Genomic DNA, 18,737 nt, shown 5'->3' with positions numbered 1-18,737 from the left:
GCAGGGGTTTAAACCCCTGCCGGACTATCGGAGATACGCTATAACTTTAAATTTTGAAAATTTTTGCTGAATTCTTGCAGCACCCATCTCTGTTCTTCAGGAAATTCAGATGGCAATTTATCATAGCACTTTTTCCAATTAGATATAGATGCTTGTTTATTGCCTTGACGTTCTAAAAGAACAGCTTGCAAACAGTAAGCAACAGAGCGATCGCTAGCAATATTAATCGCTTTCGTCAGGTTATTGTTAGCCTCTTCATATCGCCCTAACTCCAACTGCGCCCAACCTAAATTTTTGTGTATAGTGTACGTTGTCTTAATATCTGTGGCAAGTGGTAAAGCTTTTTCTAACAGCGGTAGAGCTTTCGCATATTGTTTATCTAAAATTTCCAGTCGCGCCAAATTATTTAAAGCTTTATTAACACCTGCATTGATAGCAATTTGATATGCAGCGCGAGCCTTTTCATACTCTTGTTTGTCTTCATAAATTACGCCTAAGTTATAGTTAACTCTTCCATCATTTGCTTGAAATAATAGAGCTATTTTATAATATAATTCCGCATTATCTAAACGTTGATTTTTGTAATTACTCAAACCTTCTTTGTTAATATAAAATACTATCTGGGGTGAGAAAGTCCACAAACCGCCTAGCAAAAACAAGCTAGCTAGAGCTAGTTTGCCTACCCAGTTAAAACGAATCCTATCAAAAATAGGATTCGTTTTACTGGGTTCGATCGATTGTTTAATTTCTGGCAACGGTTTCGCCAATCTTTCCAAGGGCGATCGCGAGTTTACCCCTGCCAAAATTTGCAATATTTCCTGGCAAGTTTGCGGTCGCTTTCCGGGAAAAATCGCCATCATTTGGTCAAGCAAATTTGCCAGATCCGGTGAAACTTGCGTTGCTTTATCTCGCCATATTAATTCACCATTGTCAGGATTTTTAGGTAAATCGATCGGCACTTTTCCTGTCAGTAAATAAACAAAACTACGTCCTAAAGCAAAGAAATCAGATTGCGGTACTGCATGACCCTCTGCTTGTTCGCTTGGCGTATAACCAGCGGAAATAATCGCAGTCCCAGTATAATTTTCTTTTTGTTGTCGCAAGTAAGTTTCTGTTACTTCTCGCACCGCACCAAAATCAACTAATACCAATTTTCCATCCGGCTTTAACATGATATTGGACGGTTTAATATCTCGGTGAAAATACTGCTGATCGTGCAGTAAATTGAGAATTTGTGTGAGTTGATTTAACCACTCAATGGCTGTTTCTGTAGTTATTGGTTGATTCGCTCTTGCTAACATCCACTCTTGTAAATTTTGACCGGGTATTTTTTCCATTACCAGACATGGTAAGGCTTTGCTACTACCTTCAGGCCAAGTAAAATATCCGTCTGTTTCTACACGAGGAATGCCAGGATGCCTTTGGCTCATTAAGAACTCTGCTTCTCGCTGAAATAAAATGGTGGCTTTTTGCTTAATATCTGGGTTATTAAAGTTATCTAAATTCAAAACTTTTAATACTTTGATAATGCCACCATCGTCTACTTCAAAAATATCGCCAAAACCACCGCCACCAATGCGATCGATAACTTGGTAGCGACCTTGCAATATGAATCCTGGATGAATTAAGTTACCTGGAATCATAGAACCTCTTGAGAAATCTCGTTTTTACCTGATTCTAGATCCCCCTAAATCCCCCTTAAGAAGGGGGACTTTGAGAAGACTTCCCCCTAAAAAAGGGGGAATTTGAGTACATCCGGTCCCCCCCTTCTTAAGGGGGGTTAGGGGGGATCTAAGTCTAATAGTCAAACAGCATTCTTTAACCCTAGATTTTTTTACCAAATGATTTAGGCTCGCTATATTTCAGTTTCTCCTAGCAGTTTTAGAAAATTTTTCTCTGCATATTGAAGCTTTGGGGAAGGACACTCGCGCACTTTTGACAAAAGTTCTTTTAGCTGCATTTGATAATTATTATTTATTCGAGTTAAATCTAAGCGTTCTCGAACTTTGGTTAAGATCGGGTGTAGCTGAGTAATTTTAGTGTCCTTGAGTTCTGGCGATCGCTCGAAAGCATGACTTCCGATTAAACCTAGCTTGTCGGTGGATTGCGCTTCCATTGCTTCGAGAATATTTTGGCATATTTGTTCGATCGAATTATGGGTGAGATATTTCATCATCACGGGTTCGAGAGTGAATTTTGCTTCAGCACTAGAGGGAGAAAGCTCTTTTTCGATTAAGGAACGTCTTACCAAGGATTCTAATACTGTTAGTAATTCTGAACTAGAAACGCCTGCTGATAATTTTGCTTTCAGTTGGTTCCAGGAAATCGGCTGCTGTTCGATCGCCAGCCAGTACATGACAGCTTTTCCTAAATCCGATAACCGCTGAAAATGTTCGTTAAGTAGATTGGCAAAAATATCGCCAATAACTAAGGAGCTTTGACCCATAAATTGACTGATATTGCCATTAAACAACTCTTGAATTGTGGTAGCAGTAATTTTCAGTGCAGCAGGATTACCTCGGTATATTTGTATCAGTTCATCTAAGCCGTTTTCTGAGGCAGAAAAGCCAATGGCTGCCAAAAGCATTTTTGCATCTGTTGGTTTTAAGCCTTTAACTTGTAATGCACGTACAGCTAAGGTTTCGCCTGCTAAAGATGCAACCTCTACAGGCTTTTCTCGCGATAGGAGTAGCAAGCAGCTTTGATGCCTTTCTTCTGAGATTCGCCGCAATAGTTGACCGTACCCTTCATAACCATCTCCGTAATACCCAGCGATATCTCCACTTTGCAAAATCATTTCCCAATCATCTAGGATCAGCAAACAACGGCGATCGCGCAAACTTTTGATTAGGGAAGAAATTTGCTCGCCTATAGTAGTTAGCAGTTGCGTTTCTGGGGAACTGCTGGCAAATGAGTTCAACTCAGTCAAGATTGTCAGCAAGGGAGGTGCATGACGGAGACTGCGCCAAATTAGATATTCAAATTCACCCTGAAGTTGTTCTCCCAGTTTAGCAGTTAAAGCCGTTTTACCAATACCTCCCATACCCAACAGCGCCACCAAGCGACAGCGATCGCGGAGTACCCATTGACTGAGGGTATTTAATTCTGCGGCGCGGCCGAAAAAATTTGAGACTTCCGGCGCTTCACCCCAATCTTGGCATAAAGGAGTGCTTGTAACTCCTGAAACATCGCCAAAATCCTCGATGTTGACCAATTCTTCGGCTATTTCTGGTGCAATTGGCTGTGCGGCTATCTCTGACTGCAAGTGCGATCGCCTTTCCAATGCCGATCGAAAGTTTCTTTTACTGACTCTTTCCCCTAAAGCTTCCGAAAGCAGATTCCATAACTTGGGGCCCACATCTTGCATCAGGTATTCGGCAGCATATCCGTAAGCCTCTGCAATCTTATGATACTCCTGCCCTTCCCAAGATCCCCTCAGAATTATTACTTCTATATCTTTTAAGTGTCTGTTTGTTTTGGCAAAGACCGCGGTATCTGCGAGTTTCAGCCCTTCTTCAACATTCATAAGGTTAAAAATTTTTCATTGGATCTTGAGTATAACCTGAAGTTTACTGAGGTTTACTTAGTTAGACTGAGGTTGCCTCAGTTTTTTTGTTTTTGGATTGAACTTTAACAACTTAGGTTATCTATATCGACCGTACAATAACAACTCGCTACTGTATAAATATCAGCTCAAACACATGGTCTGAAGCCAAATCAATCGTTTACAACACTTACCTTGAGGTAAATTATGGCTGTCAATCATAACGTTCCGTATTTCAGTCAAGAAGATAACGAGATTCAGCCCTGGCGCACTTGCGGTGCTACAAGTGCGGCAATGTGTCTCAAATACTTTCAAGTTGCAGATTTAGGTTCCTTTCCACAGTACGAAGATGATGTTAAAAAACGTTTCGATCGGCAGGGAATAGATCACGGTTCTCCCGATGGCATCAAAAGATTGTTAGAGGGTTTAGGGTTGAGAGATAAGTTGACATTAAAGGGAAGTCTTTCAGACATCACTCGGTCTCTCGATTCTGGCGAGATCTGTATATTGCACGGTTTTTGGACGAATTCAGGTCACATTCTAGTTATTCGCGGTTATAACGCCAGTGGTGACTTTTTTGTGAATGACCCAGCAGGAGAATGGTTCCACTCAGGCTATCGGAAAAATTCCCGATTTTCACCAGATAACAAGGGCGAAAACAAGTTATACAGCGGTAAATTGATATCCTCCGCGGGCAATGCCTCTAGTTTGCGTGAAGCTTTATCTTTTTATGACAATTGGGACAGTAGCACGATCGAATCTACTGCAACAATGTGGCTGCATCGAATTTCTAAATAGCCGAAAAACTTACTGCGTTTGCAATTAAAATTGCGTCCGGTAAAGCCCCTGAATAAAAAAAGTTTGTAGTGAGGACTTTAGTCCGCATTTTTCCCAAACCTGCAACCAAAGACTGAAGTGCTTACTACAAACATCATTACTACTTGGAGAACTGAATATGACCATTAAAAAAGTCGAGTTACAAATCAATGACGGGATTATTGATAGCCCTCACCTGATTGACGAGGTAGAAATCCTGCAAAGGCGCTTGAAAGATTGGGGATTATTACCCAAAGATGCCAAAATTGACGGACTTTTTGGGTCTGTCACAAAAGCAGCAGTCGAACAATTTCAACGGATGCGCCCTGCTAATAAAAGCCAATTTGTCCCCGGCGGACTACAGGTAACAGGAAAAGTCGATCGCAATACCTGGGCTGAGTTGCTGAAAGTGAAGCCAGAAGAAATAATCATAGTTAGTCGCACACCCAAGACTTCGGATATGCCCGATGGATTCCCTAGCATCGATCGTATTTTAGATGTTGCTCAATGCCCATCCGAAATTCGCCCCTTTGCTCAGAAAAATTTGCCTCTTATTCTCAATCAATGTCTCAACGATGGAGTTGTCGATCTAGGGCAAATTGCCTATGTTTTTGCAACGGCCCAACATGAATCCCTTTTGGGACGGTTCATGATGGAATTAGCTGATGGGTCGGATTATGAAGGTCGCGAAGATTTAGGAAATACTGAACCCGGTGATGGCCCTCGCTTTAAAGGCAGAGGTTTTGTCCAAATTACAGGTCGTCGCAACTATCAAATCTGGAGCGAAAAACTCGGAATTAATTTGATAGATAATCCAGAAAAAGCCGCTCTCCCTGAAATTGCTGCCATGATTCTAGTTCGGGGAATGCGCGATGGTAGCTTTACGGGTGTAGGTTTGAGTGGTTCCATTGTGGGCGATCGACGCGATTTCTTCAACGCCAGAACAATAGTGAATGGACGGGACAGGGCTGACCTCATCGCGGAGTTCGCCGAGTCTTATTTCAACGCCATAGCCTAAACAGAAGTTGCCCCCTCCGTGGGGGAACTTCCACCTAAAAATTCAACAAGTAGGCATTCTGCCTGCCCGATGGTTACTTACCATTTCTATGTATATTTATGAGGTTAATCAAATGACACATTCTTCTATGGTTGAGACTCAAGCAAACGATGCCGATCGCGGAAAAGATTTTGCACAAGTTTTGCAAGAGGATAATGGAAAATACTCGACAATGCGAGCTATGAGTTTGATTGCGCTGATTGCAGCGATTGTGTTTGGCGCAATCACAATAACTACCAAAAACGCTGATGGCAAAGAGATTACAACTGCTTTTTTAGCTGCTGCTTTTGCACCAAAAGCTATTCAAAGATTTGCAGAAGGTTCTCCGTCTAAGTAAAGTCTAGTTAAGTCGATCGCACCTCACCCCTTCATCTCCTCACTAAATAACCAGAAATGAAGGTTGCAGGTGCGATCGCCCTCTGCTCTGATTAATGACAACTGACAACTATCAACTGACAACTGTCAACTGACAACTGACAACTGACTTTCATTCCTGTCGCCTACCATCAGGCATCACCGCACCCTTTAAATTCGCCCCTGCCAAATTAGTATCCAACAGCAAAGCATTTCTCAGATTAGCACCCTTCAAATTAGCACTTTCCAGATTAGCCATCCACAGATTAGCCCCCTCCAAATTAGCCCCCTCCAAGTCAGCGTTAACGAGAAAAATACCTTTCATAAAAGCACCTCTTAAGTTAGCCGTTCTCAAATTACTTCCTCCCAAATAAGCATCTTCTAAAAACGCATTTTCTAGATTGCTTCCCTCCAAATTTGCCCCTGCCAAATTGCTGCTTATCAGATAAACCCCAGCCAAATTTGCCTGTTTCAAGTTAGCCTTTACCAAATGCGCGCTCCACAAATTCGCATCTTTTAGGTTGGCTTTTTCTAAATTGACGCCTTCCAGAGAAACTTCGCTCAAATTCGCCCCGGAAAGATTGCAACCTTGACATTCCCTCGCTGTCAGCAATTGCCGGACTTGATGCTTGACTGACGAACGGTTCGCTGCGAAAATTATTAAACCTGTAGTTGCTAAGGCAATAATACTAAAAGTAGCCAGCCCGATCGCACTTACAATCTTACTTTGTCCCGCGCCTCTAAACATCCGCTTGCAGCCCCTAAAAATATTTCGATAATTGTTCGTATTTATAACCTAGTTCCTTCTTTCCCGTGCCCCTATGAAAAAACAGTTAAAATTTAAATTACTCGCGATCGCACTTCTTGTAAGCTTAGCAATAATCGGTGTCGGGTGCGATCGCCTTTTCACAAAACCCTTTCAACTTCCCGCCTCAGCCAAACAAGAACCCTGGCCAATTCAAACAGGCCTCCGAGCCGCCATCCTCCGATCCAACATACCAACAGTCAACCGCGTAGTTTTAGTACCCGACGAAGCCACATTTTTAGCAGCCATCCAAAAATGGAATCTCAAAGGAAACTGGCCTATTCTCATCGAAGACAAAAAATATGCCCCCATGTTTTTGCAGCGCTTTCAACCCGAAGAAATAGTCCGTTTGCCAAGCATCAAACAGCAACTGCCAAAAAATCAAAAACTCCAGCAATTAATGCTGAACGCCACAGCAGCCGCCTGGAATGCCACGGATACTCAAACCTTAAAAGCAAAATGGAAGCAACTCGGCTGGGAACCCCCAGGAGTAGTAATCACATCAGAAAATGACCCCGCACGCTCAGCAGCAGTTGCCTTAGCAGCCGCTCACGGCCAACCTTTAGTATTTCTAGAAGGCAACTTCGGAAAACCCAATGATACCCTCAATAACACACAGTGGAAAAATCTGCAACTAGCAGTTACAAAAGCTGTCGAATCAACCGGATTTTTTTATTCTCAACTCGCAGACCCGATCGACACAATAACCATTGTACGCCAACTAGCAGTCAAATATCAATCTCCAGAAAAACCAGACGAACAACTAGCCGTTACCGACGGTTTGGGAAGACACCCCAACGGCGAACGCTGGGCGGCTGTTGGCTGGATTTACGGTTCCGAGATACGATCGATCTATCAAGCCATGTCTGCCATATTTTTAGACAGCCAAACAGCCATGCTTTATGACAGTTACCCCAAGGAAGGAAATTGGGCAAAATATGAAATGGAGGAAGCAGCTAGCGGACTAAAAACCATAGGTTTAAATGTCCAAGTAGTGCAGAAACCAGAATCTAGCCTGGAAAAGTGGCGGAGTTTAGCTTCAAAACCGTGGACATTTGACTTAATATTAATGAATTCCAAAGGCTATCCAAAATCATTCCAAGTGGGCAACGGCGACGCTTTAGTTGAAGACATACCAAAACTCCAATTTCCCGCAGCAATCCACATGATCCACAGTTGGTCAGCAGCAGCGCCAGATGACACAAACACCGTTGCCGGAAGGTGGCTAGAGAATGGTGCTTACGCATATATTGGCAGCGTCAACGAACCTTTTTTATCGGCATTTATTCCACCTAAAATAATGGTCGATCGCCTAAAGCGAGGATCACCCTTTTTAATCGCAGCACGTCAGCTAGAATCCCCACCCTGGAAAGTCGCCACCATCGGCGATCCGCTAATGTCGATCGCCAAACCCAGACCAAGAATCCCGCCCACTCAACAACCGATATGATAGTATGCGCGACCAAGGAATTTAAAATTGGAGATTTGAGGTTTGTGGTTTGAGATTTGTGCTTGTAAGGTAAAATCTCCCATCGCCAATTCTTTAATTGGAAAGTTGTTTTTTACTGAGTTCTATGATATTGCTAGTTCACTGATGCGATCGGCCTAATACCAATTTTTTATGAGGCCCCGTAGAATCTGATCCCCCCTAACCCCCCTTCATAAGGGGAGTAGGGGGTGGGACAAGATTCTTCTCAAAGTCAACCCCTACACCCCAACAATCAGGGGTATGCGAGGGGGATCGAGATATGTGCAACTTCACATTAAATTGGTATAAGCGGCAAAACTATAAATATAGTTAATTAGGATTATCGCCAGAGTATATCTAAGTTTGAATGTAACTGAGCATACAATCACGCCAAATCCGCCGCTCCTCAGAATCAGTCATTCCACCCCAGCGGCCAGCCAAAAAAATTTACCCTAAAATACGCCTTAATATAAGTTGTCAATTCCCCTAAAATCACTCAAAATGAAAATAAGAAATAAATTGTAATATTATATAACTTCTCACCGAAGAATTAACCGCTAAATGAGAGCCATCCCTCCTGTGGATCTGCCGCCACCCGGGCCAACTGCAGCAACTCCCCAAGCCTCCCGCCTAAGCCCGCTATTCAACCGTCTGCACCCCAGCCCAGAAACCCTCCTGCTCATTCTCTCCCTAGTCATCGGGGGAGTTACGGGCGCAGGCGTCGTCACTTTTCACTACCTCATCCACTTCATCCACAGCCTGATGCTGGAAGACTTCATGGGGGCGATCGCGTCCAAAGGCTCTTGGACGCTAGCCTGCATTCCCACCCTCGGCGGAGTCATCATCGGGCTGATGCGCTGGCGGTTTCGGGACTTTGGCCCGAATATGTCTTCCTTAATTGCAGCCACCCGCGGCCTGCAAGAACTCTCCCCCCTCAAACCCATCACCAAAATGGTGGCAGCCTCAGTTTCCCTCGGCACCGGCGCCTCCCTCGGCCCGGAAGCCCCCAGCGTCGAAATCGGCGCCAACTTCGGAATGCTGCTGGCTCAAGTTTTACAGCTCTCCCCAGAACGGCAGCGCTTGCTCCTGGGCGCGGGAGCAGCAGCAGGTTTATCCGCCGGGTTTAACTCTCCCATCGCCGGAGTGTTCTTTGCCTTAGAAGTCGTGCTCGGCAGCACCTTCGCCACTTCGTCAGTCAGCGTTGTCTTGCTCTCCGCCGTAGTTTCGGCGCTCATCGCTCAAATCTGCTTGGGAGCTCAGCCGGCCTTTTCTTTGCCGATATACGATGTCCGCAGCCCCCTAGAACTGCCTCTGTACATGGGATTGGGACTTTTAGCGAGCGGAGTGTCTCTAGCCTACACAGAAGCAATTCAATTAGCCGAGGGCTGTTTTCAAGGAAAAGTCCGAGGATTTGCTTGGCTCGGACGACTGCCCCGGCCGCTTCACCCGATCATCGGCGGGGCCGCAGTCGGCTTAGTCGCCCTGCAATTGCCTCAAATTTTGGGTGTTGGCTACGAAACAGTCCAAGCGATGCTCCAAGATGTTAAATTTTCCTTGCCTTTGCTGTTGCTGCTGCTGTTTGTCAAACTGGCGATGACCGCAATTAGCCTCGGCAGTGGTTTAGTTGGCGGCATTTTCGCTCCGGCGATGTTTTTGGGAGCTTCCCTGGGTTCGGCTTACGGCCTCTTTTTGGAAATGCTGCCGGCAATGAGCGATCGAGTCGCTGGCCCTGCCGCCTACGCAATGGTGGGAATGGCCGCCGTCCTCGCCGGCAGCGCCAGAGCACCGCTGACAGCCATCCTGTTGATGTTTGAATTAACCCGCGATTATCGGATTGTCTTGCCTTTGATGGCAGCAGTCGGCTTGAGCGTTTGGCTGGTGGAGTGGGTCAACCGCCGATCGACAGCCCACAGCCTCAACCTTCAGCAAATGGGCGTAGACGTGGCTGTCAATACACCTATCAAAGCCAGAGAACAGTTGCAAGATTGGGAAGATGTTCTGGGCGATCGCATCGTCACAGAACTGATTTCTTGCCAAATTCCCCCCGACGGCGAACACAGGGACGATGAGCCTGTGCTGGCGATCGCCAATGCACATTTGCCGGAAAATGTCAAACCATTACCTGAAACAAAATCAGCAGTTTGACCCAGCTCAGATCCCGTTGCTTCGTCACAAAACCGATCGCCTTAAAGCTAAATCTGACAACTATGATATTTATCAACCCGAAAACCGATTACGCCTTCAAAAAAATATTCGGTTCCTCAGAAAGCAAAGAGATTCTAATTAGCTTTCTCAACGCCTTGATTTATGAAGGCAATCCCACAATTCAAGACTTAGAAATTATCAACCCGAATCTACCACCCAAACTAGAAGGCTTAAAAGATACTTATCTGGATGTGAAAGCCAAACTAAGCGACGGCACTTTAGTAATTATTGAAATGCAAGTGCTCAACGTCCAGTCTTTTGGGAAACGAGTTTTGTACAATGCAGCGAAGACTTACGCTTTTCAATTGGAAGCAGCACAAGGCTATCGATTGCTGAAGCCAGTAATTGCTCTGACAATTACTGATTTTGAAATGTTTCCTAACAGCCCAGAATTTATTTCCAGATTTGTGTTCAAAGAAGTAAATAAAAACTTTATTTATCCCGAAAACGATCTGGATTTAGTGTTTGTAGAGTTGCCAAAGTTTACCAAAGGACAGGAGGAACTTGAAACTTTAGCAGACAAATGGGTTTATTTCATGAAAAATGCCAGAAGTCTGACATCGGTTCCAGAAACAATGGATAGCATACCAGAAATACATGAAGCTTTTAATATTGCGAATCAAGCCAAGTTAAGCCGAGAGGAAGTGGAAGATTTGGACAGAAGAGAACAGTTTATTTATGACCAACAGGGAGCAATTATTAAGGCTTCTCTAGAAGGCATAGAACAAGGCAAGCGATTCGAGAAGCGGGCGATCGCCAGACAATTACTTTCACAGCTAGATAATGCCACGATCGCCCAAGTTACGGGGCTTAGCGTTGAGGAGGTGCAGAATTTGCGGGGAGATTCATAGTTTACAGTAATAGGGGAGAAAAAGTGAAGCTAGACTTAGTGAGGAACGATTTTTGATGATGGATTGTCCAAAAAAAACTACTGATTCTCGATCTGGATGAAACTTTAATTTATGCTACCGAAGCATCTCTCCCCCGGCAAGCTGATTTTTGGGTGGAGCCATATCACGTTTACAAACGACCGTTTCTTGATGTGTTTTTGAAAAATTGCCTAGACTGGTTTGAGGTTGCTGTGTGGACATCTTCTACGCCGTCTTATGCGATCGCAATTGTGTCAGCCATCTTTGAAAATCCTAAAACTTTATCATTTGTGTGGGCAAGCGATCGCTGCACAGTTGCTTGCGATCTTGACTTGGGTGAATATTACAATCGCAAAAACATCAAAAAAGTCAAGCGCAAAGGTTATCATCTAGAGTCAATCGTTGCAGTGGACGATACGCATCAAAAGTGGGAGCGCAGCTATGGCAATCTAGTGCGAGTAAACCCCTTTGAGGGCGATGAGACGGACGATGAATTGAAGTATTTGCTGCTTTACTTGGAGCAACTGAGAGATGCAGAAAATATCCGCAGCGTCGAGAAAAGGTTCTGGCGAAATCAGCTTGCCCCATCGCTCGGTGAGTCAGAAATCTCAAACGCGCAGTAAACGGACATGATATTACCCGCTGAAGCTCACTCATTTTGGCTATCCCGATCGCCCACCCTCAACCCCTCGAAATCGCAGACAGTGGCGCTACCCTCAAATCTGCTCTAAAATAATCAAAAATTATAAACAACAAGCCCAGAGGCGCTGAGGTGACTCCTAACGAGGGAACGGCAAACAGCAAAAGTCAGAAAATACCCGGCAAAACCCCCTTGGGTTCTAGTTACTACGGCTTGTTAGGGCTGCATCCTTCCGCATCGCCGATCGAAATTCGGCGCTCGTACCGGGAACTGAGCAAACTCTACCATCCCGATACCACCGAGCTGCCGCCCTCCGTCGCCACAGCCAAATTTCAACAGCTCAACAACGCCTACGCCACCCTCAGCAACCCAGAACGTCGCCTCGCCTACGACCTCAAAATAGGCTATTCTCGCCTGAACGTGATTGGGCCACCCCCAGGCTTCAATACTCCACTTTCGGGATCGGGCAAAAAAACTTCCAACTCCGCTTACCTAGATCCCACGGATCGACCTCTTTCCCCCGGAGAAATGTTCGCCCTGTTTATCATGGGAGCTAGCTTAATCGGATGTTTGGTACTGGCGATCGCGATCGGCTTAATTCGTGGCAATTAAAGCCTCAAATCCGACATCCCCAATCTAAAATCGGAAATCCCCAATCTAAAATCTAAAATCTAAAATCTAAAATCCCATGACTCTTCCTTCCGCTGACACTCCTTTGTACAACCATCCACTCCCAGAAATCGAGCAGTGGCTAAAAAGCCGAGGCTGCCAGCAAGATCGGCGAGAACTCCACTGCTGGCAGATCGATCGACCTACCTGGAAAGCAGAACTATCCCTCGATATCGACCAACTCACCATCCGGTACATCGATGCTGGAGCCGACGGCCAAGACATTCAGCGAGCATTCAAATACTCCCTCTCACGTCAGGACATTGAAGCGGCCGTTTTCTCCGGCCCCTAATTTGATTTTAGATTTTAGATTTTAGATTTGTCCTCCAATCTAAAATCTAAAATCGTTATGTTGAGCAGGAGATGACCTACTTGGAAACTAAAAAATCAACCAAAAAATGTAAAATCTAAAATCCCAAATCCAAAATCGTTAGACTTTGCCAAATCGGCGGCTGCGCTTCTGATAATCAGACAAAGCGCGGTGAAACTCCGATCGATCAAAATCCGGCCACAGCGTCTCAGTAATGTAAATTTCCGAATAAGCCATTTGCCATAGTAAAAAATTGCTCAACCGCATTTCCCCACTCGTCCGGATTAGTAAATCCGGGTCACAAACATCAGCAGTATACAAATAGCGTTTAAATAAAACCTCATCAATCTCCTCCGGCTGCAACTTGCCCTCTTTCACCTGAGTGGCGATCGCCCGACAAGCTTGTACAATCTCCTGACGCCCCCCGTAATTCGTCGCCACCGTAAACAAAATCCCCTGATTGTGCTGAGTTGCCGTCACAGAACGCTCGATTTGCGCCTGCAAAGACTTCGGCAAAGCCTGCAAATTCCCCATAAATTGAATTTGCACGTCCTCGTCCACCATCTCCCGCAATTCTTGCCGCAACTTTCCCTCAAACAAACTCATTAAAAAATCCACCTCTCCGGCCGGCCGCCCCCAATTCTCCGTCGAAAAAGCATAGGCCGTTAAAGCTGGAATCCCCCAATCTTTGCAGCAGCGCAACAGTTCCTTCAGAGTGCTAGCTCCTCGGCGGTGTCCCGCAATCCGCGGCAACCCCCTCTTCTGAGCCCAGCGCCCGTTCCCGTCCATAATCACTGCTATGTGCTTAGGCAGTAGTTCCTGTTGCAGATCCTCCGGCAACTTTTCCAAGCAAATTCCTTGACTCATCTGTCTTCCCCCTTGGATACTCCCACTGTACCTGTACCCAGGTCAGTGGCGAGAGGAAAAGGGGGGCAAGGTTTATGCTGCATACGAATAACCATCCTTTCTGTGAACAATTGAACAATATTTGTGGCTAATTCCTGACACCAATTCGCTCGGCAGAAATATTGAATGAACCACTGGTTCTTACGGCAACACGTCCAACGTATATACCAACTTTTTTACCAGAGGTCACAACCGCTTTGACGATATCTCCCGTTTGAAAACCTTTAATAAACTTAAGTCTGGGGACATAGCGAGATGGAAAGCCAAATTTGTCGGTACGGCACATTTGACGTATCCCGTGACCAGTTGCCTTGATCAATAGTGGCTTGTTTGTTAAAATCTTCAACGACTCGACCTTTCCAACACAAGCTGCATCTAGCCAATGAGTTTTAGCTAAATTTAATCGAGTGCGATTGAACTTAGTTAAACCGCCACTGCCTGTAGAAACAGGCAAGCCAGTTGTACAGAGTCGATTAAATAACGCCCAACGAGTAGAATTAACCACTGTTGCATCTTTCAAAGGACGTTTTGCTTGAGACAGAATCCGTTTCAAAATCTCTGGTTTTTTAGAGAGGAATTGCTCAATATTTTGAGTATCTTTCTTAATGTTGCATTTTTCGCAAGCAAGACAAAGATTAGAAATACGGTTAGATCCACCTTTAGCTTTGGGATGAATGTGTTCGACTTGTAGCGGTGTATTAATCACACCACAGTAAGCGCACTTCCGGCCCCATTTATTCAGCAAATATTCCCGGATCTCGTAGCCCCATAAAACGCCTTGCTGGTATTCAATCCCAGAAATCTCTGGGTTTTCTAATTGCTGGAGGTCGAATCGCACAAGCTCTTGAATAACAGACGAAATTGGCGCAAGCTTCATCAATCTAGTTACCCATGTTAGGGTTGTTTCGACGCGGTGTTGCAAGCTTGGTGCTAGCCAACCTTTAGGGCGAGTCCTGTTTAAGAATCTGGCCCGACGATAGCGGGTATGGCGATTTCTTCTACCTCTACGCAATGAACGACGAGACTCCAGACTGGCTTTGATAGCTTGACCTCGGTGTGTTAGTTCTGCACCAAAGATTACGTTTTCTCCTTGCACTAATGCAATTCCGCTGGCCTTGGAGCCAGGATCTAATTTAAGAGTAATTGGTTTTTGCGGTATAGTTACCTCTACTTTCAAAATTAGCGTAAATGGATACCTTTTGAAGACAGCAGCTTTGCCATTAGTTAGCAATTTACGTGCCAATCCTGGGCGGATTGGATTGAGCGGTCGTTTTTTGGTATCAAGTACAAAAACAAAATTAGACATTTAAGTCCTCCCTTACGGGGTAATGTTTGCTGCGTCAATGTTTAAGGTCGGTAACTATCTTAAAAGCACTGGCTTAACCCTTACACCTGTTTAACTTTTAAGTTCTAGAGCGGAAAACTAGCACGCATTTTCCGGTAGGTACTTCAACGCTTACCTTAAACGTAGTGGGCGAACCACTTAGACTGGTCAACTAGGCTCTTTCTGTGCCCGCGCTGTCTCGGTACTCCGAGCAGCGCCGGGTGATTGACGGTTTCTCCCGATTACCCGACTAACGGCGCAGTATCCGTTTTAATAGCGTCACTCCCTTCAATCCTATCTGGCGTCCGAGATTGCCGATCGGAATTGGAGCCACAGCTCTTTCTCCCTCGGACGGAAACAGCTTTGCTTCCAGCAATTCCTTAAGTTTGTTGCTAGTCAAAGGTCGATTTAAAAGTCCCATCTGGGCTAAAGAAATAGAACCCGTTTCCTCGGACACCACCACGCACACGCAAGCTTGCACCCGTTCCGTAATCCCCATCGCCGCCCGGTGGCGGGTTCCCAACTGCCGCGACGCAGTGCGATCCGACAAAGGCAAAATTACCCCCGCCGACACGATCCGCGAACCTCGAATCAAAACAGCTCCGTCATGCAGCAAAGTTTGCGGCTGAAAGATAGTCTGCAACAATTCTTTAGAAACTTCAGCATTTAGCTTTAATCCCGGCACAGAAAAATCTCGATCGTCGATCGGAGAATCTGTTTCTATAATTAGTAAAGCGCCCGTGCGGTTTTGCGAAAGTTCTTTTACTGCGTCCACAATTTCATCTATTACGCTGTCCGGTTCGGGATTGGGTCGGCGATCGCGTCCAAACAATTGCCGAAATTCCCCCCGACCCAATTGTTCCAGAAATCGGCGAAACTCCGACTGCAATATTACCGCCATTGCCACAGCAGAACCCGTCACCAAGCTGTTGAGGGCAACGTGCAACAGCCTCAATCCAGCCCAGTTGCTCACCGCCGCCGCCAGCATCAAAATAATAAATCCCCGTACCATCCACAGCGTTCTGCGCTCGCCAACAATGACGAGCACCAAATACGCAAGGGCAAAAACCAGTCCAATATCGATCCCTTGAATCAATAAGGACTGAACGAGGGCCAAGTCAAAGCCAGATTGTTGATTGTTCATGGTTCATCGAACGCTACCGCCTGTGAACCGCGAACCGTGATGCACTCGAACCCATGAACCATGAACAGTTGTTATAAGGAATATGCTGAAAATCCCCGTATTTTTAGACCGGGAAGTGTCAATCCAATCGCGTGACTGAACAAGGCAAAAGTTAAAAGTGAAAAAGCAATCATCACTAAGTAAACATGGATTGTCTTTCTTTTAACTTTTAACTTTTAACTTCTAAGTTTTTACTTTGGAGCTCCGAGTCGTTCAGGAAGGCGGTCAAGCCTCAGCAAATCCTGGTAAGTTTCCCGCTGTATAATCGTGTTAACTTCCCCATTCCTCACTAAAACCGCTGCCGGTCGGGGTACTCGGTTATAGTTAGAAGCCATACTGTAATTGTATGCCCCTGTGGCCGTAACCGCGAGGACATCTCCGGCCTGACACTCTGGCAATTTGGCATCTTTAATCAGAACATCCCCTGACTCGCAGTGTTTCCCAGCAATTGTCACTGTTTCCGTTAAGGGAGCAGACATTTTACCGGCTGCGAGGACTCGATAAACTGATTGATAGGTAATAGGACGCGGATTGTCGGACATCCCTCCATCCACAGCTAGATACGTCCGCATTTCCGGAATGACTTTTTTAGAGCCAACGGTGTAAGCTGTAACGCAAGCTGTACCGACGAGCGATCGACCCGGTTCGCATAGCAATTTCGGTAATGGCAATTTCTGCCGTTCGCAAGCTGCTACCACTGCAGAGCAAATTGTACGAGCCCAATCTTCAATGCTGGGAGGATCGTCCGCTTCAGTATAGCGAATGCCCAACCCGCCACCAATATTAATTTCTGTTGCTGGTAAACCATAACTCTGTGCTTTAGTCAAGGCCTGAACTATGACTTCGGCTAAATCGTCATGGGGTTGCAGTTCAAAAATCTGAGAGCCGATGTGAGCGTGCACTCCCACGCAAAATAACGACGATTGTTGGCTGATGAATTTAAATACTCGATCGAGCGAGTTGGGATCAAAGCCAAATTTACTATCGATTTGACCCGTCTGAATGTACTCGTGGGTGTGACACTCAATTCCAGGAGTAAACCGCACCATAACTCGTGTCGGCCCACCTGTGAGGCTGCTGACACCCGATTCTCCCAACTCTGCTAGAGTCTCTAAATCCCGCCAATTGTCGGCTACGGTAATGCAGCCGCTTTCGACAGCTAGCCGCAGTTCCTCGCGGGACTTGTTGTTACCGTGGAAGTAGATTTTGTCGGGACTGACACCGGCTTGCAGTGCAGTGTAGATTTCTCCGGCGGATACGACATCTATGCCTAAACCTTCGTCCGCTGCGATCGCGCAAACTGCCAAACAACTCCAAGCTTTAGAAGCATAGAGCACTTGAGATTCGCCCCGATAGTAACGCTTAAAAGCATCCCGGTACTGGGTACAAGCCGCCCGCAACGTTTCTTCGTCTAAAATATACAACGGCGAGCCAAATTGCTCCACCAAAGCTGTCACCTCGCAGCCTCCGATTTCCAACCGATCGCTGCTGTTAACACTGGCTGTCAGCGGTAACAGTTCTTGATTGGGCGATCGAGTTTGCAGGGCTTGTTGAGACTCAGACAGATACTTAAGTCCCGATTCCACCCCGAAAGATTGAGTTGATACCATCGCGCAATAACTATCCTTACGGTCTTTCCCAGTGTACAATTGACGGCAAGCAATTGGGTCAGTTGCCCCCAGATTCATTCCGCAAGCAGGCTGACTGACTGAGACTCGATCCAACTCCGCATCCTTGCAGTGAGTAATTATCCAATCTAAAATCTCAAATCTAAAATTTAAAATCGACTGTGCGTTTTCTACAAATTAAACATCTCGCCACAGAAGACCTCAACAGTGCAGTCGAACTCGATCGACTTTGTTTTGGCGGACTTTGGGCGCTCGAAGGCTACAGGCGCGAGTTAGACAGTCCTAACAGCGATTTATTAGGTCTTTGGACATGGGAGGGGGCGGGCACGGGGACACCGCCCCTACAGATTCGGGCGGGCACGGGGGCACCGCCCCTACAGATTCGGGCGGGCACGGGGGCACCGCCCCTACAGATTCGGGCGGGCACGGAGACACCGCCCCTACAGATTCCGCCAACTCTCATTGGTATCGGTTGTTTGTGGGCGATTTTAGAAGAAGCTCACATTATAATGCTGGCAATTCATCCTCAGTTTCAAGGTCAGGGTTTGGGACAAGCTCTGCTTTTGGCTTTGCTAAAATCGGCTTGTGACAGACAATTAGAACGGGCAACTTTAGAAGTGCGGGACTCGAATTTAGCCGCAGTTTCCCTGTACAAAAAGTTTGGTTTTAAAGAGGCTGGACGGCGCAAGCGATACTACGAAGACACTGGAGAAGATGCTCTGGTGATGTGGCGCAGCGGTCTGGAAAAACCGGAATTTCAGCGATATTTGGCGGATGAGAAAGTGCAGATGTGCGATCGGCTGCATCAGAAAAACTGGCATTTGGCGATCGATAATTTTGATTTTTGAGTGTAATTTGTTGCGTATTTAACTGGTTTTGACAATTGACACTCCCCTGGCTAAAGCCGAGGGGATTCTTGATTCGCAGAATCAACTTGCCGATGCAGAATTACTTCAACA

At 45.8% G+C, this 18,737-nt stretch carries 16 protein-coding genes and 1 pseudogene; 10 read left to right on the top strand and 7 right to left on the bottom strand.

The genetic code is table 11. The features are described from left to right. Positions 1-38 precede the first annotated feature (38 nt). Both QUB10_RS26075 and QUB10_RS26070 read right to left on the bottom strand, forming a co-directional pair. Positions 39-1,643 (bottom strand): protein kinase domain-containing protein, encoded by a 1,605-nt coding sequence (locus QUB10_RS26075; RefSeq protein ID WP_333206088.1) that lies wholly within the window; start codon positions 1,641-1,643, stop codon positions 39-41. A 212-nt stretch (positions 1,644-1,855) separates the two neighbouring features. Next, positions 1,856-3,526, bottom strand: coding sequence for an NB-ARC domain-containing protein (locus QUB10_RS26070; protein ID WP_333206087.1), 1,671 nt, complete (start codon positions 3,524-3,526; stop codon positions 1,856-1,858). A gap of 225 nt (positions 3,527-3,751) precedes the next feature. Here QUB10_RS26070 and QUB10_RS26065 point away from each other — a divergent pair, with 225 nt between their 5' ends. The 3 genes from QUB10_RS26065 (at position 3,752) to QUB10_RS26055 (ending at position 5,754) form a co-directional block, all read left to right on the top strand. Then, positions 3,752-4,342 (top strand): C39 family peptidase, encoded by a 591-nt coding sequence (locus QUB10_RS26065; protein WP_333206086.1) that lies wholly within the window; start codon positions 3,752-3,754, stop codon positions 4,340-4,342. A 157-nt stretch (positions 4,343-4,499) separates the two neighbouring features. Further along, on the top strand, positions 4,500-5,378 hold the full coding sequence (locus QUB10_RS26060; protein ID WP_333151325.1) for a peptidoglycan-binding protein: 879 nt from the start codon (positions 4,500-4,502) through the stop codon (positions 5,376-5,378). 112 nt (positions 5,379-5,490) lie between these two features. After that, positions 5,491-5,754 carry a hypothetical protein gene (locus QUB10_RS26055; RefSeq protein ID WP_333151323.1) on the top strand — a complete coding sequence of 88 codons (264 nt, stop codon included), beginning with the start codon at positions 5,491-5,493 and terminating at the stop codon, positions 5,752-5,754. Positions 5,755-5,904: 150 nt separating this feature from the next. Here QUB10_RS26055 and QUB10_RS26050 read toward each other — a convergent pair whose 3' ends face one another. Then, a complete protein-coding gene (locus tag QUB10_RS26050; protein ID WP_333206085.1) occupies positions 5,905-6,519 on the bottom strand; it encodes a pentapeptide repeat-containing protein in 615 nt (204 codons plus the stop codon). Positions 6,520-6,592: 73 nt separating this feature from the next. Here QUB10_RS26050 and QUB10_RS26045 point away from each other — a divergent pair, with 73 nt between their 5' ends. The 6 genes from QUB10_RS26045 to QUB10_RS26020 all read left to right on the top strand — a co-directional run bounded on the left by QUB10_RS26045 (position 6,593) and on the right by QUB10_RS26020 (position 12,719). Then, positions 6,593-8,026, top strand: coding sequence for a hypothetical protein (locus QUB10_RS26045; protein ID WP_333206084.1), 1,434 nt, complete (start codon positions 6,593-6,595; stop codon positions 8,024-8,026). A gap of 579 nt (positions 8,027-8,605) precedes the next feature. Then, complete coding sequence (locus QUB10_RS26040) at positions 8,606-10,189, top strand: chloride channel protein (RefSeq protein ID WP_333206083.1); 1,584 nt, start codon at positions 8,606-8,608, stop codon at positions 10,187-10,189. A 62-nt stretch (positions 10,190-10,251) separates the two neighbouring features. Continuing rightward, a complete protein-coding gene (locus tag QUB10_RS26035) occupies positions 10,252-11,100 on the top strand; it encodes an Rpn family recombination-promoting nuclease/putative transposase (RefSeq protein ID WP_333206082.1) in 849 nt (282 codons plus the stop codon). Between the two features lie 62 nt (positions 11,101-11,162). Beyond that, positions 11,163-11,741, top strand: coding sequence for an HAD family hydrolase (locus tag QUB10_RS26030; RefSeq protein ID WP_333206106.1), 579 nt, complete (start codon positions 11,163-11,165; stop codon positions 11,739-11,741). A 149-nt stretch (positions 11,742-11,890) separates the two neighbouring features. Continuing rightward, positions 11,891-12,370, top strand: a complete 480-nt coding sequence (locus QUB10_RS26025; RefSeq protein ID WP_333206081.1) for a J domain-containing protein — start codon at positions 11,891-11,893, stop codon at positions 12,368-12,370. 76 nt (positions 12,371-12,446) lie between these two features. Next, entirely contained in the window at positions 12,447-12,719 is a 273-nt protein-coding gene (locus tag QUB10_RS26020; RefSeq protein ID WP_333151310.1) for a DUF3143 domain-containing protein, read from the top strand. A gap of 138 nt (positions 12,720-12,857) precedes the next feature. Here the strand turns inward: QUB10_RS26020 and QUB10_RS26015 are convergent, their stop codons facing one another. The 4 genes and pseudogenes from QUB10_RS26015 to lysA all read right to left on the bottom strand — a co-directional run bounded on the left by QUB10_RS26015 (position 12,858) and on the right by lysA (position 17,760). Continuing rightward, positions 12,858-13,604: an isoprenyl transferase gene (locus QUB10_RS26015; RefSeq protein WP_333102290.1), complete on the bottom strand. Its 747-nt coding sequence runs from the start codon at positions 13,602-13,604 to the stop codon at positions 12,858-12,860. Positions 13,605-13,676: 72 nt separating this feature from the next. Beyond that, positions 13,677-14,949, bottom strand: a pseudogene (gene iscB / locus QUB10_RS26010) (RNA-guided endonuclease IscB). 268 nt (positions 14,950-15,217) lie between these two features. Beyond that, positions 15,218-16,111 (bottom strand): diadenylate cyclase CdaA, encoded by an 894-nt coding sequence (gene cdaA / locus QUB10_RS26005; RefSeq protein WP_333206080.1) that lies wholly within the window; start codon positions 16,109-16,111, stop codon positions 15,218-15,220. A gap of 230 nt (positions 16,112-16,341) precedes the next feature. Then, positions 16,342-17,760: a diaminopimelate decarboxylase gene (lysA, locus tag QUB10_RS26000; RefSeq protein WP_333206079.1), complete on the bottom strand. Its 1,419-nt coding sequence runs from the start codon at positions 17,758-17,760 to the stop codon at positions 16,342-16,344. 179 nt (positions 17,761-17,939) lie between these two features. Between lysA and rimI the strand changes: the two genes are divergently transcribed. Further along, on the top strand, positions 17,940-18,626 hold the full coding sequence (gene rimI, locus QUB10_RS25995) for a ribosomal protein S18-alanine N-acetyltransferase (protein WP_333206078.1): 687 nt from the start codon (positions 17,940-17,942) through the stop codon (positions 18,624-18,626). Positions 18,627-18,737: the final 111 nt, after the last annotated feature.

Origin of the sequence: Microcoleus sp. B5-D4 (genome assembly GCF_036705145.1) — a bacterium.
In the GTDB taxonomy this organism is placed as follows: Bacteria; Cyanobacteriota; Cyanobacteriia; order Cyanobacteriales; family Microcoleaceae; genus Microcoleus.
Note: the sequence above shows the minus strand (reverse complement) of the source record. Positions and strands in the feature narration are given on the sequence as shown.